This is a genomic window from Liquorilactobacillus mali KCTC 3596 = DSM 20444 (assembly GCF_000260415.1).
Taxonomy (GTDB): Bacteria; Bacillota; Bacilli; order Lactobacillales; family Lactobacillaceae; genus Liquorilactobacillus; species Liquorilactobacillus mali.
In genome coordinates this window covers 21,429-45,608 of sequence record NZ_BACP01000036.1, presented here as the reverse complement: position 1 = coordinate 45,608, position 24,180 = coordinate 21,429, and the positions used below count along the sequence as shown (strand labels likewise).

The following is a 24,180-nucleotide window of genomic DNA, read 5'->3' as shown; positions in this document are numbered from 1 at the left end:
TATTAAAGCTCCTTTGCAATTTGCCTTGCAAATCGATCAACTAATTCCTGTCGAAGGTCAACATTATTTTTTCTATTAGTCCTTACTTCAATGATTTCGAGTGTATGCGCAGGGGTACTCAAATGTTCTTTCAAGTTGGTCACAGTCGTAACCAATGAATATTGCGCGTGGTATAACCTAGCTACTTGTTCAATATCAATATCGAGTGGTGTACCAAAGACATCTTCGAAACCTGGGCTTCCCGCTTGAGGGAGGAATGAAAATATGCCACCACCATTATTATTGATAACAATAATTTTTATTTTTAAATGATATTTTTTTGCCATCATTAATCCGTTCATGTCGTGAAAGAAAGCTAAATCACCAATTAATAAAAGACTATCGGTGGCTTTTGTGCTGATTCCCAAAGCTGTTGATACAACACCATCAATACCATTAGCCCCACGATTACAGAAAACACGAAGAAAAGTTGAAGGCTGGAAAACACTGTCAACATCACGAATTGGCATTGAATTACTGACAAATAAATTACGTTCTTTGTTCTTAGTTGCTGAAATTACTCTGACGACATCCAGTTCATTCAACGTACTAGTAGGATCGATTTTGTTGATAGAGGTATATGTTTTTTCAAGTGTAGACCACTTGTGTAACCATTCACCATGTACGCTGACAGGTGGAAGTTGATTAAAGAAAGATTCTGATGATATGTCTAACGAAAATGTTGCAGTCTTTGTATAATCATTTAGTTTATTTCCCTCGTCAAGTGAGTAGATTGTAGCATGACTTTCTTTTAAAAATAATGCTAATGAGGCTGCAACAAATGTTTGACCAGTTCTAATAATAACTTCTGGGATTAATTCAGTTAATTTATCTGATTTGGTTTTCAATAAAGAATCATAACAAGTAATAACATTAAGGCTAGGAAGACCGCGCAATTGACTTAAAGGATCGGCTAAAATAGGCCAACCACTTTTTTTTGCCCACTCAAGCATAGCAGTATTAGAAGTTGTACGCTGATTTGGCCCAGCCAAAATTATTCCCCGTTTTTTCTGCAGTGAAGCATGTAGTTCCGTAATCAGATTGGTGGGCAAGACAGGAGTGTTTGGAAGCGTAGCATATTTCTGTTGGTCTTGATTGAATTTGATTGGTAATTCAGGCATCAAAGGCTTCCGCAAAGGCTGATTAAGATGAACAGGACCCGCGGGATTACTTTGTGCAATTTGAAAGCTTTTTTGAACGACATAATTAGTATAGTCTTGTGAGTCCTGATTGATTTCAGGTAATGGAAGTTCAAAAAAGTCTTTAGCTTGGTTACCGAAAAAATGATCTTGGTCAAGTGCTTGAGGTGCAGCAACTTTTGTGAGTTCAGGTGGACGATCAGTGGTTAATACAAGCAATGGGACGTGTGAAATTGCAGCTTCACAGACCGCAGGATAAAAATTTGCTGCGGCAGTTCCAGAAGTACATACTATTAAGACCGGTTTGTTAGTTTTTTTTGCAATTCCTAGGGCAAAAAAAGCAGCTGATCGCTCATCAACATCAACAAAGAGTTGAATCTTTTGCTCACGTGCTAACTGTGCTAATGCCAAGGCAAAGGGAGTTGAGCGTGATCCTGGCGCAATTACGGCTGTTGTGAGTCCTTGAAGCAACAAACCGTTTAGAATAAGTGAGATATGTTTTGTTAAAGTTTCATTTTGTTTCATTCATTATCTTCCTTTAAAATATTCAAGATTGGATTAAATTTCATTCTAGTCTCTGCAACTTCAGTCTCGGGCATTGAGTCAGTAACGATTCCAGCGCCTGCAAATAGGAATGCTGTAGTACCGCTTATAATACCAGAACGAATCCCGACCGCTAGTTCTCCAGTACCGTCAAACGAAATATGACCAATGGGTGCCCCAAACAGTCCGCGCATAAATGGCTCTATTTTATCAATCTGCAGCAATGCTTTTTTTCGTGGTAATCCCCCTAATGCGGGAGTAGGGTGCAGGCTGTCTAATAAAGAAAATAAGTTATAGGACCCAGTTCCTTTGATAGGGGTAAAAAGATGTTGTACATTTTTATTTTTGAGTAAGATCGGTTCCATGGGATGGTGGGTAACTAAACCAGCTTTTTTTAAACTGCTATTGATTTCGTTGACGACAAATTGTTGCTCGCTGCGATTTTTTTTATCTGCAAGGAGTATGTTCCCTAATTGTTTATCTTCTAATGCAGTATCTCCACGACGAGTTGTTCCAGCAACTGCCGCAGTTTCAAAATAGGTGGCACCAAATTTTGCAAAACGCTCGGGAGTTGCACTAAGAAAAAGCAATTCTTTTTGCTTTAAAAGAATATGATAAGTATTAGGCTGTGTAAACTGAAGCCTTTGCCATAGTAAACAAAGCTCAGGTTTATGAGCTAATTCAATTTGCAAGTTTCGTGCAAGGACAACTTTTTTTAAATCGGTTTCTTTGATAAGCTTGGTTGTTTTTGCAACGGCAGCTGCCCATTTATCTACATTAAGTTCTTTCTTCGCCACTATTGCATTACTCAATTGTCGATTTGATATAGTAATGACAGACAATTGAGAAATAAAAGCAATCTTTTCTTGTGTAATCTCGGTTTTATTAAAGCTACTAGTTATAAGTGTGAAGTTATTATTTTCAATGATAACTATATATTTTGGTAAAAAGAAATAACCATTTGATAAATCACCCCAGACTGATTTGCCAGTTTGTTCGGATGAAAAACTAAACCCCCCAACAACCTGTGGAGGGACAGCTGCATTTATTGGAGTAAGCAGTGAATGTAAATGATCTTTCCAGTGAGAAACAGCAGTAAACTGATTTTCGTGGCTGCCAGGAGTTATTTGCGAAAGGGAGCCAAATGAATAAAGCCTGAGACCCTCAGGAGTTTGAAATATAAAAGCATTATCATATTTTGGGGCCAAAGCAATCAGCTTTTTTTCATCTACAGGCTGCAGTTCGCTGTTTGTGTAATAGATTTTTTTACTCATAAAAACAGTCCTTACAATATTTTGATGGTGATAAGATTTTACAAAATAATTTCAATTAATTAATTTTACCATACAGTTTGTCAGACTATGTTTAGAAAGGACCACTGATGCACTAAATATATAATTTGATAAGTTTGCTTAATAGGCAATATAATCATCTAGTTTTTGTACGTTGCGGACAACAATTCTACGTTTACTGAATTCACCATTGTTCGTGAATTCAATCACGCCTTCTTCTTTAAGTTTCTTCATCATTCTGCTAACACTTGCATAAGTTGCAATACCACAGAAACCAGCAATATCTTCATTGGTAACATCAAAATTAATTAATATTTTTGAACTATTTGGTAATTTAAGACCAAATTTTAGGACCAAGTCTCTTAAAAAACTGGCCAAAGCACCTAGTTTGCCATTCATTGTCAATCTTTGTAAACGTGAAAAGTTCTCTGACAATCTATGACGATAATATTGTTTGACATAGTTTTGGAGTTGCGAATTATTATTAACATATTTCCAAAATTTTACACGATTTATCTGATAAAAAGTCGCTGTGGGTGATTCAATACGCACATTAAAAGGCTGTTCATCATATTGCAGAGCTTCATCATGCAACAAGGATATTACATCGGGTTGATTAATATATGAAATATTAAATTCTCTGCCATCTTGCAAAATTACTGAAGTTTTAATGATACCTTCTTTAAGTATGAATACGCTTGCTGCCTTTAATCCATGAAAGGTCAAATAAGTGTGATAATCCTTTGTAATAGTTGAAATTTGTTTATCCTTTAGGAATTTCACAAGGTAATCTATATCTTTATTCGTCATTTTATTAGTTATCTTATTAGTCATTGTTTATCCTCTCATTATGTAAAACTTATTAGTTGATTTAAATAATACTCCTAATTTTATCATATCATCTTATCAATTGGTAATGTTTAAAGAACATACACTTAAATAATGTTTTCAAACAATACTTATTGACAAGAAAAGATATAAACATAGCAGTTACTATTATTTATGAACAAAAAAGAAAGAAGATGAAGTTTAGATGGTTGAGATAAAGCTTCCTTATGATCGTGGAACGGTTACTGCAAAAATAGATGAACAAAATTTTGCGGGATCTTTAGTTTCCGAGGCAGCCACATATCATGCAAAATATTCAGAAAAAGAGTTGGTGGAACGATCGCTGGATAATCCAACAGCTTCTCCAAAATTAGAAGAATTGGCAAAAGGTAAAAAGAATATTGTAATTATTTCTTCTGACCATACACGTCCAGTTCCTTCAAAAATAATTACACCAATTCTATTGCGTAGAATTCGTTCAGCCGCTCCAGATGCAAGGGTTAGAATCCTAGTCGCAACTGGATTCCATAGACCTTCAACAACGGAGGAATTAATCAACAAATATGGCAAGGAAATTGTTGATAATGAAGAAATTGTGATGCATTATTCTGAGCGCGATGAAGACATGGTTAAGGTTGGCAAGTTGCCTTCAGGTGGTGATCTCATCGTTAATAAAGTCGCAACAGAAGCGGATTTGTTAATTTCAGAAGGTTTTATTGAGTCACACTTTTTTGCCGGTTTTTCTGGTGGAAGAAAAGCTGTTTTACCTGGTATTTCATCATATAAAACAATTATGGCAAATCATTCAGGTGAATTTATCAACGATAAACATTCAAGAACTGGGAACTTGAATCATAATCTAATTCATGAAGACATGGTTTATGCTGCTAAGACAGTAAAATTAGCATTTATCTTAAATGTTGTGCTTGATGAAGATAAAAAGATTATTGGCTCATTTGCAGGTGACTTGGAGAAGGCTCACAAAAAAGGAACAGAGTTTGTGGAATCATTATCAGAGGTTGACGCAATTGAATCTGACATTACTATTTCGACAAATGGTGGTTATCCTTTAGACCAAAATATATATCAGGCTGTCAAAGGTATGACCGCAGCCGAAGCAACTAATAAGATTGGTGGAACAATTATTATGGTTGCAGGCTGCAGAGATGGACACGGTGGTGAAGGCTTCTATCACAATATCGCTGATGTTGCTGATCCTAAGGAATTTCTTGATAAAGCTATTAATACACCGCGACTTGAGACAGTTCCAGATCAATGGACATCACAGATCCTAGCACGTATTTTAGTAAATCATCATGTTATTTTTGTATCAGATCTTGTTGATCCAGAATTAATTACCAATATGCATATGGAACTTGCAACTTCACTGGATGAAGCAATGAAAAAAGCTTATGAACGCGAAGGCGAAAAAGCAAAAGTTGTTGTTATTCCTGATGGACTTGGAGTAATTGTAAAAGGTAAGAAATAGTATGGAAGCGGAAAAGGTAAGACAAATATTTCGGCTTGTTTCTGAAAAACAAATAAGTGTGGAAGATGCGACTGAGATTATTAATAACTCTGGGTTTACCGATTTGGGATTCGCTAAGATTGATACGGAAAGAAATAAAAGAACCGGTGTTCCGGAAATCATTTATGGCGAGGGTAAAACGGCTGAGCAGATAATTGGAATTGTTGAAGCAATGTTAGAGAAACAAAATAACATTCTTGTGACAAGAGTCGATTCCCAAAAAGCAAAAGAAGTTAGGAAAAGCTTACCACAACTGCACTACGATGAGGTTTCTGAAATGTTATTGTGGGAAAAGAATCCGGTAGCTAAGACAATCGGGAAGATTGCCATTGTTACAGCCGGGACTTCTGATTTGAAGATTGCTGAAGAAGCTGCAGTCACTGCGGAGGCTTTTGGCAATAGCGTTGTAAGAATTTATGATGTCGGGGTTGCTGGAATTCATAGACTGTTTGCACGAATAGATGAAATCAGAGCTGCACAGGTAGTTATCGTGATTGCTGGAATGGAAGGAGCGTTAGCTTCTGTTGTAGGCGGATTAGTGAGTTCTCCAGTGATTGCAGTTCCAACCAGCGTTGGCTATGGGACGGCATTCAATGGAATGGCAGCATTACTAACAATGTTAAACAGCTGTGCAACTGGCATTACAGTGGTGAATATTGATAACGGTTTTGGTGCTGGTTATTCTGCAAGTAAAATAAATCATTTAGCGGAGGCGGCAAAATGAAAAGTTTATATCTTGATCCCTTTTCAGGAGTAAGTGGAAATATGTTGCTGGGTACGCTGTTTGATCTGGGTCTGAATTTCGAAGATTTTAAGAGAGAATTGGCAAAATTAGAGGTAACCGGATATGAATTAACTCTGACAAAAACTGCTAAATCAGCAATCAAGGGACATCTGTTTGAAGTCACATTGAGCGCAGAATTTAAAGGACATCACACCGATGAAGGTGCTGAAAAAGTTCATCATCATGGAAGAAACTTAGCTACTATTGAGAGTATTATTAATGATTCTTCATTGAGTGAAAGTATAAAAAAAGCAGCTTGTGCCGTTTTTGAAGAAATTGCTAAGGCTGAAGCACAGGTACATGGTAAGAAAATTGATGAGATTCATTTCCATGAAGTTGGAGCAATAGATTCAATTGTTGATGTTGTAGGATTCTTTATTGGCTTAGAGCTGTTGAAGATAGACAAGGTTATTTGCGGAACACTCGTGGATGGAACTGGAACAATCAAGGTAGCACATGGGATAATGCCTGTACCTGTTCCCGCAGTGATGCAGATGAGAATAAATAGCGAAGTACCTTTTAGACAAAGAGAAGATGTGCTCACGGAGTTAGTAACCCCGACAGGATTTGGAATTATAAAATTTGTAACGGATACATTTGGTGGAATTCCAGATAACTTGGTAGTTGAACAAGTGGGATATGGTTTTGGAACACGAGAAACAGGCAGTTTGAACGCGCTAAGAGGGTGCCTTTGTAATTCCTTGTTGAGTAATCAAAGAGTTGTGCAAGAGCAAGATCAAATAATGTTGATAGAAACCAATCTAGATGACGTTACAGGAGAAGAGTTATCTGACGCAACGCAGATACTTCTTGAAAAGGGAGCCAAAGATGTATGGACGGAACCAATTATTATGAAGAAGGGACGTCCGGCGTACAAGCTGTGTCTGCTGGCAGCACCAACAAAGAGTGAAGAGTTGGTGAAAATATTATTTGAAAAGACGCCATCAATCGGTGTTAGACAACAACTGATGAATAGAAAAATAATGCAGCGCAGTGTCAAGTCTGTAAAGACAAGATTCGGTGATATCCACGTTAAATACTTATCCTATGACGGTTTTTCAAAAATCTCGTTGGAGCATGATGAACTAGTAGATTTGGCAAGAAAAAATAAAGTGGCAGTAAGAGAGTTAAGAAATCGAATTATGGAGTTTGTACAAAATAATTAAATCATAAAAGGAGTTTTTTAAAATGAGTACATTAATAGAAAAAGAAAAGAAATTACAATCGATTTTGGCAAGTTACAAACGAGTTGTGATTGGATTTTCAGGCGGAATCGATTCAACACTTGTATTGAAAGAAGCAATCAATGCACTTGGGAAAGAGAACGTCTTAGCAGTGGTAGCAAATTCTGAGCTTTTTTCAGATGATGAATATGAAAAGGCAATTAAGTTGGCAGGAGAATTGGGCGCACAAGTAAAGGGCGTACAATTAGACTATTTGGCAGATGAGCATGTAAAAAACAATAAACCAAATTCATGGTATTACATGAAAAAAATCTTTTATGCCAAATTAATGGAAATCGCTGAAAGATTTGATACAGATGTAGTATTGGATGGAATGATTATGGATGATGCAGCTGATTTTCGTCCAGGACTTCGTGCAAGAGATGAAGCAGGAGCTGTTTCTGTTTTGCAACAAGCTGATATATATAAAGATGAAGTTCGTCAACTTTCACAAAAACTGGGATTAAAGAATTGGAACAAAATTCCTTCATGTTCTGTTTCATCACGTTTTCCATACAATACTGAATTAACGAGTGAAAAATTACGTCGTGTCTTAGCTGCCGAAAAATATTTGAGAGAACAAGGATTTATGACTGTTAGAGTTAGAGTTCACGAGGATATGGCAAGAATTGAAGTACCTGAAAAAGAAATTGTGAACTTAGTTGCTAAGAAGACAGCCATAACTGAAAAGCTTAATAAAATCGGCTACAAGTATATTACGGTCGATTTGCAAGGATTTGTCAGTGGACGTATGAACCAAGAACTTTCAGAAGAAGAAAAATTAAATATTTTAGTGGGGTAGAATTCGATGCATTATTCTTTATTTATACGCTGTATAGCAGAATTTTTGGGAACAGCTATCATGGTTGCTTTAGGTAACGGTTCGGTAGCTAACGTTGAACTAAAAGGGACAAAGGGCTTTCATGGCGGTTGGGTCCTAATTGGCTTTGGTTATGGGATTGGTGTTATGATTCCAGCACTAATGTTTGCCACCGTTTCAGGGGCACAAATTAATCCAGCAATGACAATCGGGTTGGCAGTTGTAGGGAGTTTTCCTTGGCATGAAGTTGTGCCATATATTGTTGCACAAATGTTAGGAGCAATTTTTGGGCAATTGTTGATTATTCTGGCTTATAGTCCATACTACGATGAGACTGAAAATCCAGAATCAATCCTGGGGACTTTTTCGACAATTGATGCTGCAAACAGTAAACTTAACGGGTTTATCAATGAATTCATCGGTACATTTATGTTAGTTTTTGGTGCATTATGCATTACAGCCGATAAGGTTGATTCTCGTGCAGATTTCATAGGATTAGGTTTCTTAGTAATGTGTCTTGTTGTTTCCTTTGGTGGTCCAACAGGTCCCGCACTAAATCCTGCCAGAGATTTGGGCCCAAGGCTGTTACATGCTATATGGCCATTTAGATTCAAAGGAAGTTCACAATTCTCTTATAGTTGGGTACCTGTAATAGCACCAATTGTAGGCGCAATTGTAGCTACAACTTTATATCAAGGTATTTTTAATTAACAAAAAAGCAGTTCGGTAATATTGCCGCACTGCTTTTTTGTTATTTTTTATTCTTGTTATAAGAGGGCCTAAGCTCAGGTAAAAAAATAATAACAACAAGAAAGTTTATTAATAGGGATAAGGCAGTAAAGATGAACACACCATTATAGTCAAAAAAGTTTGGAATAATTCCTCCAATGAGAGAACCAAACATACTGCCCAGGGCTTGAAAGGACTGGTTCCAACTGAATACAGTCCCAGTCAACTTTGAAGGTGATTCTTTTGATAGGATGGTCTGAATTGTTGGAAAAAGTGCGCCATCTGAGATACCAATCATGAAGCGTAAAACACCAAGCATCCAAACACTTGTCACTAATCCTTGGGGAAAGTACATAATAATGGCAAATAAGAAACCGAATACAAGAATTTTGCGGTTTCCTTTGCGATCACCTAACTCACCAAGTTTTGGTGCAGCAATCAGTGTTGATAGTCCCGGCAAAGCTGCAATTATCCCAGCTATAATTGTAATTGGACCAACATTATGCATGAGCTCTTTGACATATAGACTGATGATTGGTGTGATTGAGTTATTTCCCATTTGGATAATCATCGTTGAAAAAAGAAGCACAATAATTATCTTAGGATTCTTTAGTTGTGAAAGTGGTGAAATATGTTTTATTTTTTTCTTAGACTCAGGAGCTGGGGTAAAAGTCTCATGCACAAAAAACAAACTTAAAAAGAAAACAATTAATAAAAGTATTCCAGTAAGCACAAAGGTAATTCTGATTGAAAATACTTGGGCGAGGAATCCTCCTAAGACAGGTCCAATCAGATTACCAGAGACATAACTTGTAGTTAGGATACCCAAAACAGAGCCGCTTTTTTCTTTCGGAGACTCGGTTGCAATTAGTGCAGATGCATTAGGAATATAGCCTGCACACAGTCCTTGAAGAAAACGTAAAATCAATAAAGACCAGATATTGTGGACGAAACCACAGGCAGCGATTATGATTGCCATTCCGAGGGAAGATCGAAGTAACATGATTTTACGACCACGCCGATCTGCTAAATGGCCCCAGATAGGTGAGACTACAGCAACAACGAGGAAGGTAATTGCGTAAGTCAAGCCACTATAAATAGTTAGCTGTCCTTTGCTAAAGTTGCCAAGTTCAGCGACATAAAGGGAAAGAAAGGGTGCAATCTCACTAAAACCAATGCCTGCAATAAAACAGCCAATCCATAAGACAATCAGATTACGTTGCCATTTTTCTAGTTTTGCAAGCATGCATGTCATCTCCAATGAATTGTTAAAAGGTAAGTTTATTATAATCTTATTTTCGCCTAGTTAGCAAAAGAATAAATTCTAAAGCATAAAACTTAAGGTTTTTGGAAAAATTATATTAACTTGAACTTGTTTCCTTTGCAGTTATGTAGTTGAATTAAAGTAAATTAAAATAAGAAAGAGAAGAAAAAATGGGCTTTTTGAAGATTGCTGTAACGCAAAAAACAATGTTTTTTTTGGGAGACAATATTAGGAATCTAATTTCATTGAACTCTGAGACAAAGATGGCTGAAATCGCAGAGATTGTGAAGTTAAAAGATGAGACTATTCCTGAAGATATAAGACAAAATCTGATTCAAAGCGGATTAAAAATACCAATTTTTGACGTGTATGACGTGGATATAGAAAATAAAAAGCAAATTGAGAAGATTGAAGAAATTGCAGAAGAGTATGAGAGAAAAAGTACTCCAAAGTTCATCGAAGATTTAGTGAGTTATGCTAAGGAAAAACCAGTTAGTTTTACTACACCAGGCCACCATGGTGGTAAATTCTACTCACTGCATCCTGCAGGAATGATCTTCAAAAAGTTTATGGGTGATAATTTTTTTCAGGCTGATGTAAGCGATACTGTAACGGAATTGGGCGATACATTGACCCATGCGGGAACACCACTTGATGCTCAAAAACAAGCTGCAAAAGCATATAATGCTGATAAGGTTTACTTTGTTACAAATGGAACGACAACTGCAAATACAATTTGTTCATTGGCTGCTCTTACTGCCGGTGATCTAGTCTTATTTGACAGGAACAACCATAAGTCACTTTACAATAGTGCACTGATTATGACTGGGGCAGTTCCTGTATATATTCCAACAGATCGTAATGGTCTAGGGGCGATTGGTCCACTGGATGAGGAATATCTCGATGAGGAAAAAATAAGAGAAGAGATTAGCAAAGTTGTTCCTGCTAAAGCAAAGAAGAGACGTCCGTTCAGGATGGCGGTTATACAGTTAGAAACTTATGACGGAATTATATATGATGCTCATAAAATTATAAAAAAGATAGGACCCTTATGTGATTATATTTTATTTGATTGCGCATGGGGTGGATATGAGCAATTTGTTCCATTAATGGAGTCTCTCTCCGCATTTACATGCAATCTTGGTCGCGAAGATCCCGGTATTTTAGTGACACAATCAGTTCATAAGCAACAGGCTGGGGTCGCCCAATCATCGCAAATATTGAAGAAAGACAGTCATATAAAAGGGCAAGAGCGGTATATAGATCACAAACATTTCAACCATACGTATTTAAAGTATGTAACTACGAGCTACTCGTATCCTGTCTATGCATCCCTTGCTGTTAATGCTTATATGGCAGAAAGAAACTTTGCTGTAAAAGAATGGAGTAAAACCTTGATACGGGGGATTAAATGGCGTAAACGACTATTGGATAGTTCAAAACTGTTTGCTCCATTTGTCCCTAAAAAGATTGATACTGTAAATTGGAGCGATGTTGCAACAGAGCGACTTGCCATTGATAAAAATGCTTGGATGCTTAACTCTGATGACCTATGGCATGGTTTTACTCAGGTAAAAGATGGACAGGTCATGCAAGATCCATTCAAGTTGATAATTAAAACACCTGGAGTGGATGTTGAACATGGTGTTTACGAGCGGACAGGGATACCTGCGATGGTTGTCAATGCATTCTTGACAGAACAACGTGTGATGTCAGCTAAGGCAGATTTGAATTCATTACTCTTTTTGCTGACGCCAGGGGACAGAGAGAATGAATTAGAGCGATTGTTGGAAAAACTTCTTGATTTTGAGAAAAAGTATGAGGAAAATGCACCATTAGTTGATGTGTTGCCAAGAATAGTTGAAAAAGGCCATGGGAGATATAATGGCTACACTCTGAAACAATTGTGCAAAGAGATGCATGATTATTACAGGAGCCATCAAACTTTTATATTACAAAAGAAATTATTTGCTAAACATTCTTTTCAATCGTATGAAGAACTTCCTAGTGAAGCAGACTTAGAATTCATACGTAATAAAGGAAAGCTAGTTGAGTTGTCACAACTTAAAAACAAAATAGCGCTTGAAGGTGCTTTACCTTATCCACCAGGCGTATTTGTTGTTGTACCTGGAGAAAAGTGGGAACAAGATGATATTGACTATTTCCAGACGTTGTTAGGCGCAATGACTAAGTTTCCGGGCTTTGATCCAGAAATACAAGGTGTTTACTTGAAACAAGTTGATGGTAAATACATCGCTTATGGGTATGTCAAAGCGTAGACCATGATCGAATGCTGATAGATTATCTAGAGATAAATATTAGAAAAAATTCTAATTTGTGGAGCAGGTCTGTATGAAAAACGATAACGAGGCTGAATCAAAAGTTAATTCTTGATCCAGCCTCGTTTATATAGGTAATTTTAAAGTGTATTAATAACTATTTTTAGAATAAAGCTCCACCTAAGTTATCTAAATCAGGTTTTTCAACCGAAACGATTAATTTATCATTCACAAATGCGTTTAATCCTAAACTACTCATTTCACGACCATATCCAGAACGTTTGACTCCGCCAAACGGAATTTCAGGTAATGTGTACAAGAAAGTATTAACGAAAACCATCCCTGTATCAATTTGTTGTGCGACTTCCTCACCATGTTTACTGTCACCAGCGAATACAATCCCACCTAAGCCATAGTGCGAGTCATTAGCAATATCAATTGCTTCTTGCTCGCTAGAAGCACGATAAACTTGTGCAACTGGGCCGAACATTTCTTCGTAGTATGCGGGATTATCAGGAGTAATATCTGTGATAATCGAAGGTTGGAAAAATTGTCCTGGGAGATCAATTGGTGTATTGCCGAAGTATAATTTTGCACCAGCAGCAAGAGCATCATCCAATTGTTTTTGCAGTGTTTGCTTTGCTTTAGCAGATGATAAAGGAGCAAGAGTCGTTTTCTCATCCATTGGATCTCCAGGTACAAATTGTTTGTAATTATCAGCTAAGCGCTCTAAAAATTCATCATACAGTTTGTCGGCAACGATGAAGCGCTTTGATGATGTACATACCTGTCCCGCATTGTAAGTACGTGCACGATTTGCAACTGAGATAACTTCATCAATATTGGCATCTTCGAGAACTATAAATGCATCGTTGCCACCAAGTTCCATTGAAGACTTCTTCAAGTATTTACCAGCCGTTTGCGCAACTGAACTACCACCACGTTCAGAACCTGTTAAGGCAACACCTTGAATGCGGCTGTCAGCAATAACTTTATCAACCTGATCATGTGTTAAAAAGAGGTTAATCAAACTGCCCTTTGGAGCACCAGCTTTTTCGATCATTTCTTGGAAAATGGCTCCAGCCCAAGGTGTGTTTGAAGAGTGTTTCAAAATCATGGGATTACCAACCATATAATTAGGTGCATAGACACGCATAATCTGATAGTATGGGAAATTCCATGGTTCAACCATCATTAGAACCCCAACTGATTCTTTCTCAATGTGTGCGTTACCAGCAGTTGTCTTTAATGGAACAGGTGATAACATAGCTGCACTATTATCAGCAAAATAGTCAGCAATCATGGCACATAACTCAACTTCACCACGTGCTTCATTAATTAATTTACCCATTTCTGTAACTAATACTTTTGCGAGTTCTTCTGAATTATCGCGAAATGTTTGTGCAACATCATGTAATTTTTGCGCACGGTCAGCGACATTTTCTTTTTTCCATGTACGATAAAGACTATGGGTTGTTGTAAGTGCCTCTTCAATTTGAGTATCAGTTGCATTTGGAAATTCTTTGATTAATTCATTTGTATATGGGTTAATAGTTTTGTAAGCCAATTTTGTTTCCTCCTCTAGATTATTGATTCATGAAGTGTTATGGAAAAAATTTCCAAAAAATTGAAAACGTGACCATAAAAATTGTCATAAACTAATTAGTTCATAAACAACTTACAAATAGAGAGTAATCCAAAAAAAGGTTGAGGTCAATAATTCTATACGAAGATACTAAAAAAAAAATTGGACAGGACCAATTATTTTCTAAGTATCCTTTCTGTATTTTTTTGTTTAAAAATAATTTTATTAATTATTGTAATCAATAAGCTGCAGATAAATCCAATAACAGCAATAAACACATCTAACCAGAGAATATTATGAATATTTGTTTGCGAAATTAAACCTGTTATCAGTGGGATGGAAAATGAAGACAGGCTACTAGCTGTATAATATATACCTGTCACGAGGCCCTTATGAGCCGGGAAAAGATTACACATTAGCGTTAGGCCTATTTGCATAACCCCTCCAGCAGCAGAAAAACCGATTATAAATGAGCCGATAAAAAGTATAGATGCCTTAGGTATTAGTGACATAAACAATAATGTCAAAAATGAAAGTGATGTATGAAATATCATTAGAGATGATTCTTTTAATAAAAAGCTAACCAGTAATGTATTGACCAAAACACCTACAATTGATCCAACACTGTATACACTGACTAAAGAGCGAGCATGTATCATACTAAGATTTGCAACCTTCATACCATAATCTGTTAACCATTGGCTGATTAAATAAAAGGTAGACATAGAGATATAGCCATAAATTGTTAGTAAAATTCCTGCAATGACATGAGGAATATCAATATGTATTTTTTTGCCTTGTGTTTTGAACGTGGTTAATTTTTTTCTCACAGAGGTAGGAGGAAATTTCTGTGTTAGGATAATAAATAAATTCAACGTTAAAATTATGACGCATAATATAAAAGACCAGCCGTACCAAAGAGAATGCAATTCTAAAAAAGTTACCATTAAAGGTAATATAAGCTCCCCAACAGAAGCAAATGCCTTAATCAAAATATTGACGGTTGCTTGAGACCTTGGGAAAAATTCCATAAGAGCTGGATAAGTTCCCGCATCTAAGAATGAATTCGCCATACCAGCTAGTATGCCACAAATATAAGCCTCAAGTATATTTTTGCTCAATAGTATACCTATGAAAAAGGGAATATAGGTTAAAATACCAGTAATTATAAAGGGTTTTCTACCGTAGCAATCAGAAAGCCATCCTGAGATGTACAAAACTAACAATCTGCCAATACCTAGTGAAGAAATGATATATGAAATTTGTGCAATACTTGCACCTAACTGTAATCTAAGCGGGAGCATATTCTGAGCTAAAATTACGATTGCCATACCATGGACTAGGTAATTTAGATACAGAAAAAAAACGGTAAAGAAAATATTTTGCTTTTTCATCTAGTCACCTGATAGTATATAGTTTATAAAAACAACCTGATCGCAATAAAATAGCTGTGCATATCAGGTTGTTCAATTTATTTAAATATCTTTTATTTCTAAATCGTATAATTCTTGTCTTAAGTGAGTTAATTCTATTTGACCTGGAGCCGAAGCTGCGGTTACTGATGCAAAAGTCAAAGAAGAGCCAAAAGTTTCACCACAAATTCTTGATACTTTTCCTAAATCACCCATAGACATTGTAATAATGGGTATATCTATACTTTCACTAGCTTCTTGGGTTGCAGATAGCAGTTCCAGTACATCTTTTTTATCTATTGGCATAACTGCAATTTTGGCTACGTCAGCACCAAATTTTTCCATACTTTGAAGGCGTTCAACAATAGTATGCTTAGAAGGAGTTTTATAGAAGTCATGGTTACTCATAATAATAATGACTTGCTTAGTTTTTGATAGGGTAAGTAGAGGAGCTAGATTTTTTTCATCGTGATATCTTTCAATATCAACAGCATCACCAAGCCTATTTTCAATAAGTGTTCGAATGATTTTGAAATATTCTTCATCAGGTAAGTTTAAATTACCGCCTTCTTGATAGGTTCTAAATGTGACCAAAAGAGCGGTATCCTTAATAATGTTTCTTATTTTGGCGGCAATATCTGCCAATGTTGTAAAATCTGTCACATCCTGAAAGAAATCTATCCTCCATTCAATTAGATCAGGCTTTTTTGCAACAATCTCCCTTGCTTCCTCCAAAATTTTTTGTTCAGTTTTACCTGTTACTGGTACAGCAATCTTTGGTCGTCCCTTGCCCAAAATGACATTTCTTATTTTAGTACTTTTCATTTTAGCAACTCCTTTTTTGCTTTTTGAAAAAGTTGATGATAGCGGATTGTAATTAGAACCGTGATAACAAAACCTGCTAGAGCAACAAAAACATCAAATAAAATTATGTTTGCTAAGTTGGAAGCCATCACACCCGTAATTAGAGGAATGGTGAATGAAGCAATTGAACCGGCAGTGTAAAAGGCACCGGTAATTGTTCCTTTGCCTTGTGGGAAAAAGTCAGACATTACAGTTAAGCCTAACTGCATAACACCACCAGCAGCAGAAAAACCAACAGTGAAAGCCATAATGGTACAGATTATCGAATTAGGCACAAGGTACATCACTAACAATGATAAAAAGGATATTAGTGTGTATACACTCAGAAAGCTTATTTCTTTGACAGCTTTCTTTGCCAATGCTGCAGTGAAAAAGACACATGCTAATGAACCAATACTGTAATAACTAATTAAAGCATGAGCACTGGTAGTATTCATACCTGCAACTTTTTGTCCATATTCACTCAACCATTGACTTACTAAATAAAATGTAGATTGTGAAATGTATCCATAAAGTATAAATAAGGTGCCATCAATCCAGATGTTTGCTTTTACAGTGTCGTTCTTTTCTTCCTCAGCTTCCACTGAAAAATTATTTTCTTCGGTTGTAGATATTTTGGGAAATGTGCCAGAAGTCACCATGAAAATCCCATTCAATATTAATATGGCGATACAAAATACAAAACTCCAACCAAACCACAAATTGCTGGCAATTAGAAAACTGACCATGAGTGGAAGAATAAATTGTCCTGCTGAGATGAAAGCTTTTATGACCACATTGGCAGTACCCTTTGAATCAGGAAACATTTCCATCAAAGCAGGATACGTTCCTGAATCAAGAAATGAATTAGCAATTCCAGCTAAAATACCAAATACATATGCAACAGTTATATTTTTACTTAAAATGATACCAATAAAGAAAATTAGATACGTGCAGGCCCCTAATACAACAAAAGGTTTTCTACCAAATTTATCAGACAAGGCACCTGATACCAACAAAACAATCAGTCTACCAATACCTAGTGAAGAAATGACAACTGCTACACCTGCCGTTGTGGTGTTCCATTGAGTTGCCAATGAGTTCATATTCTGAGCCAAAATTATAACTCCGAAGCCGTGGATAAAATAGTTTAGGTAGAGGCTAAAAGCAGTTGGAATATATTTGTTTTTCATCTATACTCCTCCTTTAGTTTTGAACATCATCAAACAGTAAGCTTTTGATATACTCAATGGGCATCTCTTCATTTGTCCAGAGTTTGAAAGCTTCAGCACCTTGTTCAAGCATCATTCCTAATCCATTAAATACATGTTCCACACCTGCTTTTTTAGCAACTTCCATTAATTTTGTTGTTCTTGGGGCATAGACAGTATCATAGACAATCATGTCTTTATGGAACCATGCAGGATCTTCGACAAGTGTCATATCTTCAAGTGGTTTCATTCCTACTCCGGTAGAGTCACAGTAGATGGCACTTGAGGCAATCTCATTTTTAAAATCATCTTTATCTTCCAGTGAATGAAGAGTGGCTTTACAAGATGTTTTTTCATTAATAATTTTGACATTTCTGATAGCATTCTCCCAGCTGTCGTCTCTTATGTTAAACAATGAAATTTCAGCAACACCATCTAGTGCAGCTTGGATGGCAATGGCAGTTCCTGCTCCACCGGCACCAGCCAAAGTCATTTTTTCGCCATGAATATTTAATTCTTCATTCGATAATGATTTCATAAAACCAGTACCATCGGTCGTGTAACCAGTTAAAATACCGTTATCATTAACAACAGTATTTACAGCTCCACATAATTCAGCAGCAGGATCCAGCTTATCAAGATAAGGAATAATCTTTTGTTTATTGGGCATAGAAACATTTGAGCCACGCATGTCAAGTGTACGGATAGCATCAACAGCTCCCTTAAGCTTGTCATTTGTGATGTCAAAAGCAAGATAAACATAGTTTAGTCCAAGTTTTGCAAAAGCATTGTTATGCATGGTAGGAGACATAGAATGCCTGATAGGATAAGCCATTAGTCCAATTAAAATTGTGTGTCCGTCAATTCGTTCTGTCATTGTAAAAAAACCCCTTTCAAATTTTTGCTAACTTTGTTATCTTATTCACATATTATAAAAAACATATTCAGAATAATAAATAAATAAAAGTCTATTAATTCATAAAAAGAATCTATCGAAATGCATAGTTGCAAAAAAATATATAAGATATCCTACGCCAGGCAAGATGTCGCTTACAAATTTTGAAATAGACAAAGTATAATTGATTTATACATAGATATTATTTACCATTAACGTGATTGGAGATGAAAGCTATGAATTTAAAGCATCTTTATTTTTTCAGGGAATTAGCACATACAGAACATATGGCAAAAGCAGCAGAGAATTTATCAATTTCCCAGCCTTCACTGAGTTATGCAATAGAACATTTAGAAAGTGATCTTGGTGTTCCACTTTTTGAAAAGGATGGAAGAAATATTAGACTTACAGCTATAGGCAAAATCTATTTAAATTATGTTGAAAGTAGTCTTACAACTTTAAATGAAGGAAAGAACATGGTTTCACAACTTTTGGATGTAAGACAAGGGCACGTTGATGTGGGGTTCACATATACACTCGGTCAAGAGCTTGTTCCAGAATTAATAACTACTTTTCAAAAAGATGTAGAGAACAAAAGTATTTCATTTAATTTTTATCAAAATAATACAGAAGAGCTTGTGAAAAAATTAATTTCAGAAGAATATGACGTGGTTTTTTCATCATATATTGAGCAATTAAACAACGAAAGCATTAAAAAAAAATTAGCGTATGTTCCAGTAGCAAAGCAGGAGTTAGTTCTTGTCACTCCCAAAAATCATCCGTTGGCAAAATATAGTTCTATTTCTTTAAATCAATTAGGTAACTATCCATTTATTAATTTTTCAAAGAACAGTGGAATTCGTCCTCTTATAGACAAACTGTTTCAAAACAATAATATTCATCCGAATGTCAAGGCTGAAATAGAGGAAGATCATACAATTGTAGGGTTCGTTCAACACGGCTATGGAATTGCTTTAATACCACATTTATCGCAATTAAATACAAATCTAGTTCATATTGCCCATATAAGGGAATCTGAGGCATTTAATATGATCTATTTGATCTCCAAAGCAGATCATTTTTTACCACCATCCACAGCAAAATTCAAATCTTTTGCTATTAATTATTGTGATAAATATTTTAAAAAAGAACAGAGATATATTTAAAACATATTGTTTTAGATAGAGATTTTCTATTAATTAACAGATAAATTTAGGTTTAATCTATTTAATGTAAGCGCTATTATTAAAGGGAAGTAGTGCTATTTAATAAATAGATTAGGAGATGAATTTCTTGGGGAAAAAGAAATATATTTTGGCTATCGATGAAGGAACTACAAGTACGAGAGCAATTATTTTTGATAGAAAAGGTAATAAAGTTGCCGATGCACAAAAGGAGTTTCGACAATATTTTCCACAACCAGGATGGGTAGAACATGATGCAAACGAGATATGGAATGCAGTTTTATCAACAATTGCTAATGCTTTTATTGAATCGGAAATTAAACCCAATCAAATAGCCGGCATCGGTATAACCAATCAGAGAGAAACTACAGTAGTTTGGGATAAACAGACCGGACTGCCAATTTATCACTCAATTGTGTGGCAATCAAGACAAACTGAAGATATTTCTAATAGGCTTATTAAAGAAGGTTACGAGGAAACAATTCATGAACAGACAGGGCTGTTAGTAGATCCTTATTTTTCGGCGACAAAAATTCGTTGGATTTTGGATCATGTTGAGGGCGCTCAGGAAAAGGCTGAAAAAGGTGAACTTCTTTTTGGTACTATTGACACTTGGTTGGTATGGAAACTAACTGGTGGGGAATCACATGTTACTGACTATACTAATGCGAGCAGGACTATGCTTTTTAATATTCATACTTTGTCATGGGAAAAGAACATTCTTGAGATGTTGAATATTCCTGAAATAATGCTTCCTAAAATATGCTCAAATTCAGAAATTTTTGGAAGTACTAAAGAATATCATTTTTATGGATCAAGAGTACCCATTGCTGGTATGGCAGGTGATCAACAAGCGGCTTTATTTGGCCAATTGGCATTTGAACCAGGAATGGTAAAAAATACTTATGGTACCGGAGCCTTTGTATTAATGAATATTGGTGAAAAGCCTAAATTATCTCATAATAATTTATTGACTAGTGTGGCATACGGAATAGATGGTAAAGTGAATTATGCGTTAGAAGGATCAATTTTTGTCGCTGGTTCAGCAATTCAGTGGTTGCGTGATGGGTTAGATATGATTAAATCTGCATCAGAAACAGAGGATTTAGCAAATCAATCTAAAAATAATAACGAAATTTATGTTGTACCGGCGTTTACAGGTTTAGGTGCACCATACTGGGACTCTAATGCTAGAGGTTCAGTTTTTGGATTGACTAGAGGGACTACAAAATCAGATTTTGTTAAGGCGACCTTACAGTCTTTAGCATATCAAACTCGTGATCTTGTAGAAACGATGAAAAGAGATTCTGGAATTGACATACCAACACTAAAAGTTGATGGTGGCGCGGCTAGAAATAATATGTTGATGCAATTTCAGGCAGACATTTTAAATACACCTATTATTAGAGCTGCAAATTTGGAAACAACTGCATTAGGGGCAGCTTTTCTTGCTGGTTTAAAGGTAGGCTACTGGCAAGATTTAGATGAATTGAAGTCAATGGTGCAAGAAGGAACGAAATTTAATCCTGAAATGGAAGATGAGGAGCGCTCATATTTATGTTATGGATGGAAAAAAGCAGTGGAGGCTACTTTAGTATTTAGTAATGATGAAGATTTGCATAGTAATTAAAATATTTGGATTTTTTTATAGGCTATTTTTAGGTGATATTTGTAGCAAAAGAGATATATTCATTTTGGAGTAAATTGAGAAGGTAAGTGTTAATTATTATGGCAATAAACAAAAAATATTATGCCCTTGGAACCCTCATAGATTTAACAGTTTACAATCCGGGAGACGAAAAGTTATTGAAAGGAGCGTATGAATTAATAAAAGAATATGAAGACAAATTAACTGTAAATAGGACTTCTTCAGAGATAATGAATATTAATTATGCTTCAGGGAAAAATGCAGTTGCTGTCTCTGAGATAAGCTATGAAATTGTGAAAAGAGCTATTGAGATTAGTCAAAAAAAACTAGGTTTCAATGCTCTAATAGGACCTGTTGTTAAGTTATGGCATATAGGATTTGTTGATGCAAAAATACCTCAAGCTGAAAAAATTGTCTCAAAATTAGCATTAACTGATCCATTTAGTGTGGTTTTAGAAGATAAAAAGAGGACAGTTTTTTTACTAAAAAAAGGAATGGAACTGGATTTAGGTGGAATTGCAAAGGGATATATTGCCGATGCTATAAAAGATTACTGGATTAGTCATCATATAGATAGGGGGATAATTAATCTAGGTGGTAATGTTTTGCTAGTAGGTAATGCAATGAGAGAAGACCATTTATGGAATGTTGGTATCCAGTCTCCTTTTAATGAACGCAATGAACCATTAGGTATTCTAAAGACAGGAGGTTATTCTGTTGTTACATCGGGAATATATGAACGTTTTTTAAAAATAGATGGGAAAGAGTATCACCATATTTTTAATCCTAAAACCGGATATCCTGTAGCTAATGACTTGGCAAGTGTAACTGCCGTCACAAAAAAGTCAATCGATGGTGAAATCTGGGCGAGCTTAGGTTTTTATAATGGTATTAGAGGGGTAAAAAAGCAGCTTTATACGCGGGAAAATGTTGGGATGATTTTTACTACAAAGGATAGAAAAGTATATATTACAGAAAATATTGAAAAAAATTTTAAAATAACAAATCAAAATTATTCTCTTACAGAAAATTCGATTTTGTAGTAGTGAGTTACTTTATTTTATTGATAGTAAGATAAAAAATTATTTGTTTTATATTTTGAGAGCGCTATTCTGTATGCTGATTAAAATACGAAAATTAAAGGAGGAACTATGATGGTTTTTTCAAAGAAAACAAGGCAAAAAGAAATTGAGTTACTAAAAAATGGTGAAAAAGTTGATTTATTGGTCATTGGGGGAGGTATTACAGGTGCTGGAGTTGCTTTGCAGGCAGCTGCCTCAGGAATTAAAACAGCTCTAATTGATATGCAGGATTTTGGTGGTGGAACATCATCAAGATCTACAAGATTAGTTCATGGTGGGATCAGGTATTTAAAAACTTTTGATGTACAGGTTGTTTCTGATACGGTCAAGGAAAGGGCAGTTGTACAACATATTGCTCCACATTTAGTGTATCCTGACCCAATGATTTTACCAATATACGATGAACCAGGAACCACATTTACAATGTTCTCTGTCAAAGTTGCAATGGATTTGTATGATCATCTAGCAGAAATTGACAAGTCAGAACAACTTAAAAAATATGCAAATTATACGCTAACTAAAGAGGAAGTTCTTAGAAGAGAACCACAATTGAATCCAGATAAATTAGTTGGTGCTGGAGTATATTTAGATTATCAAAATAATGATTCAAGATTGGTAATTGAAGCAGTGAAAAAAGCACATACTGATGGTGGAATCATGTTAAGTCGTGTGAAAGCAGTTGAAATATTACATGATGAAAATAACAAGGTTAAAGGCTGTAAAGTTAAGGATATATTGACAGGTGAATCGTTTGTTATTAGGGCGAAAATTGTTATTAATGCGGGGGGACCATGGTCAGATTTAGTAAAATCAATTGATGATGCAAATAATGATAGGCCACAGATGCGTCCAACAAAGGGGATACATCTTGTTGTAGACAGTTCAAAATTACAAGTACCTCAACCGACTTATTTTGGATCTGGTACTGATGATGGTCGTATGATTTTTACAATACCTCGTGAAGGTAAGACATATTTTGGAACAACAGACACTGATTACCATGGTGATTTTAAAGATCCAAAAGTTGATATGGAGGATGTAGATTATCTTCTCAATATAATCAATAAAAAATATCCAACCGCTAATTTAACAATAGATGATGTTGAAGCCAGCTGGGCTGGTTTACGACCACTAATTGCAATAGAAGATAATAAAACTGATGTAGTTTCAGGAGCTAGTCAATCTGTAAACGATTCAAAAGCCCCATCGACGGTTTCAAGGGGTAGTTCTTTGGTTTCTGCAGAAGACGGATTGATTACTTTGGCAGGAGGAAAATTAACAGATTACCGATTAATGGCACAAGCTGCACTTGAATTAATTGTAAAAAAACTAAAAAATGATTTCAATGAAACGTTCACATTAGCAGACTCTAAGGAAACAATAGTTTCAGGAGGAAATTTTGATTCAGAGAATGTGGTAGAAGAGTTAAATAAATTTGCAAAGATTGGTGAGGATAAAGGACTTACTCAAGTAGAAGCTCTTTCAGTCGCGAAAAGTTTTGGGTCTAATTCTATTAAGATATTTAATTTGTTAGATAGTGTGGAAAACGTTGAAGGACTTTCAAAGGCAGAAGCAGCCACGCTTAAATATTCTCTTGATGAAGAGATGGTTCTTGATCCAGTTGACTATTTATTGCGCAGGACATATCATATGCTATTTAAGTCAAACACGTTGGATGAAGTAAAAAAAGTAGTTCTTAAAAATATGGCTAACTACTTAGAGTGGGATAGTGAAGAACTTTCTGCGAGAACTGAGAAATTGAATAAAGCAATTGAAGAATCCGAATTGACGTATTTAAAGTAATGGAGAAGGAAGATTACTGTGTATGACAAGATTAGGTCATTCACAGTTT

At 35.7% G+C, this 24,180-nt stretch carries 19 protein-coding genes; 10 read left to right on the top strand and 9 right to left on the bottom strand.

Annotation, left to right across the window (positions count from 1 at the left end):
* Window positions 1-2: 2 nt before the first annotated feature.
* The 3 genes from menD to GSM_RS06580 form a co-directional block, all read right to left on the bottom strand.
* Window positions 3-1,703 carry a 2-succinyl-5-enolpyruvyl-6-hydroxy-3-cyclohexene-1-carboxylic-acid synthase gene (gene menD / locus GSM_RS06590; RefSeq protein WP_010077930.1) on the bottom strand — a complete coding sequence of 567 codons (1,701 nt, stop codon included), beginning with the start codon at window positions 1,701-1,703 and terminating at the stop codon, window positions 3-5.
* Entirely contained in the window at window positions 1,700-2,995 is a 1,296-nt protein-coding gene (locus tag GSM_RS06585; RefSeq protein ID WP_010077929.1) for an isochorismate synthase, read from the bottom strand. The genes menD and GSM_RS06585 overlap by 4 nt, the downstream gene beginning before the upstream one ends.
* 138 nt (window positions 2,996-3,133) lie before the next feature.
* The gene (locus tag GSM_RS06580; RefSeq protein WP_029327382.1) at window positions 3,134-3,823 is read right to left on the bottom strand and encodes a Crp/Fnr family transcriptional regulator; all 690 of its coding nucleotides are present in this window, start codon (window positions 3,821-3,823) and stop codon (window positions 3,134-3,136) included.
* Between the two features lie 223 nt (window positions 3,824-4,046).
* Between GSM_RS06580 and larA the strand changes: the two genes are divergently transcribed.
* The 5 genes from larA to GSM_RS06555 are packed head-to-tail and all read left to right on the top strand — an operon-like array spanning window position 4,047 to window position 8,907.
* Entirely contained in the window at window positions 4,047-5,330 is a 1,284-nt protein-coding gene (gene larA, locus GSM_RS06575; protein ID WP_010077927.1) for a nickel-dependent lactate racemase, read from the top strand.
* A 1-nt stretch (window position 5,331) separates the two neighbouring features.
* Complete coding sequence (larB, locus tag GSM_RS06570) at window positions 5,332-6,093, top strand: nickel pincer cofactor biosynthesis protein LarB (protein ID WP_010077926.1); 762 nt, start codon at window positions 5,332-5,334, stop codon at window positions 6,091-6,093.
* Complete coding sequence (gene larC / locus GSM_RS06565) at window positions 6,090-7,319, top strand: nickel pincer cofactor biosynthesis protein LarC (protein ID WP_010077925.1); 1,230 nt, start codon at window positions 6,090-6,092, stop codon at window positions 7,317-7,319. Before larB ends, larC begins: the two co-directional genes overlap by 4 nt.
* A 22-nt stretch (window positions 7,320-7,341) precedes the next feature.
* On the top strand, window positions 7,342-8,178 hold the full coding sequence (larE, locus tag GSM_RS06560; RefSeq protein WP_010077924.1) for an ATP-dependent sacrificial sulfur transferase LarE: 837 nt from the start codon (window positions 7,342-7,344) through the stop codon (window positions 8,176-8,178).
* Between the two features lie 6 nt (window positions 8,179-8,184).
* On the top strand, window positions 8,185-8,907 hold the full coding sequence (locus tag GSM_RS06555) for an MIP/aquaporin family protein (protein ID WP_010077923.1): 723 nt from the start codon (window positions 8,185-8,187) through the stop codon (window positions 8,905-8,907).
* Between the two features lie 40 nt (window positions 8,908-8,947).
* Here the strand turns inward: GSM_RS06555 and GSM_RS06550 are convergent, their stop codons facing one another.
* Complete coding sequence (locus GSM_RS06550) at window positions 8,948-10,171, bottom strand: MFS transporter (protein WP_010077922.1); 1,224 nt, start codon at window positions 10,169-10,171, stop codon at window positions 8,948-8,950.
* A gap of 188 nt (window positions 10,172-10,359) precedes the next feature.
* Here GSM_RS06550 and GSM_RS06545 point away from each other — a divergent pair, with 188 nt between their 5' ends.
* Window positions 10,360-12,468, top strand: a complete 2,109-nt coding sequence (locus GSM_RS06545) for a putative ornithine decarboxylase (RefSeq protein ID WP_010077921.1) — start codon at window positions 10,360-10,362, stop codon at window positions 12,466-12,468.
* Between the two features lie 163 nt (window positions 12,469-12,631).
* Here GSM_RS06545 and GSM_RS06540 read toward each other — a convergent pair whose 3' ends face one another.
* The 5 genes from GSM_RS06540 to GSM_RS06520 form a co-directional block, all read right to left on the bottom strand.
* Window positions 12,632-14,035 (bottom strand): NAD-dependent succinate-semialdehyde dehydrogenase, encoded by a 1,404-nt coding sequence (locus GSM_RS06540; RefSeq protein ID WP_010077920.1) that lies wholly within the window; start codon window positions 14,033-14,035, stop codon window positions 12,632-12,634.
* A 194-nt stretch (window positions 14,036-14,229) separates the two neighbouring features.
* On the bottom strand, window positions 14,230-15,447 hold the full coding sequence (locus GSM_RS06535) for an MFS transporter (RefSeq protein ID WP_003689094.1): 1,218 nt from the start codon (window positions 15,445-15,447) through the stop codon (window positions 14,230-14,232).
* An 81-nt stretch (window positions 15,448-15,528) separates the two neighbouring features.
* Window positions 15,529-16,290, bottom strand: a complete 762-nt coding sequence (gene aroD, locus GSM_RS06530) for a type I 3-dehydroquinate dehydratase (protein ID WP_003689092.1) — start codon at window positions 16,288-16,290, stop codon at window positions 15,529-15,531.
* On the bottom strand, window positions 16,287-17,501 hold the full coding sequence (locus GSM_RS06525; RefSeq protein WP_003689091.1) for an MFS transporter: 1,215 nt from the start codon (window positions 17,499-17,501) through the stop codon (window positions 16,287-16,289). Before GSM_RS06525 ends, aroD begins: the two co-directional genes overlap by 4 nt.
* A 13-nt stretch (window positions 17,502-17,514) precedes the next feature.
* Window positions 17,515-18,396 (bottom strand): shikimate dehydrogenase, encoded by an 882-nt coding sequence (locus GSM_RS06520; RefSeq protein WP_003689089.1) that lies wholly within the window; start codon window positions 18,394-18,396, stop codon window positions 17,515-17,517.
* A 254-nt stretch (window positions 18,397-18,650) separates the two neighbouring features.
* Between GSM_RS06520 and GSM_RS06515 the strand changes: the two genes are divergently transcribed.
* The 4 genes from GSM_RS06515 to GSM_RS06500 all read left to right on the top strand — a co-directional run bounded on the left by GSM_RS06515 (window position 18,651) and on the right by GSM_RS06500 (window position 24,131).
* The gene (locus GSM_RS06515; RefSeq protein ID WP_003689088.1) at window positions 18,651-19,580 is read left to right on the top strand and encodes a LysR family transcriptional regulator; all 930 of its coding nucleotides are present in this window, start codon (window positions 18,651-18,653) and stop codon (window positions 19,578-19,580) included.
* Between the two features lie 127 nt (window positions 19,581-19,707).
* Window positions 19,708-21,228 (top strand): glycerol kinase GlpK, encoded by a 1,521-nt coding sequence (glpK, locus tag GSM_RS06510; RefSeq protein WP_003689086.1) that lies wholly within the window; start codon window positions 19,708-19,710, stop codon window positions 21,226-21,228.
* Between the two features lie 98 nt (window positions 21,229-21,326).
* A complete protein-coding gene (locus tag GSM_RS06505) occupies window positions 21,327-22,289 on the top strand; it encodes an FAD:protein FMN transferase (protein ID WP_003689083.1) in 963 nt (320 codons plus the stop codon).
* A gap of 111 nt (window positions 22,290-22,400) precedes the next feature.
* Window positions 22,401-24,131 (top strand): FAD-dependent oxidoreductase, encoded by a 1,731-nt coding sequence (locus tag GSM_RS06500; protein ID WP_003689081.1) that lies wholly within the window; start codon window positions 22,401-22,403, stop codon window positions 24,129-24,131.
* Window positions 24,132-24,180 lie beyond the last annotated feature (49 nt).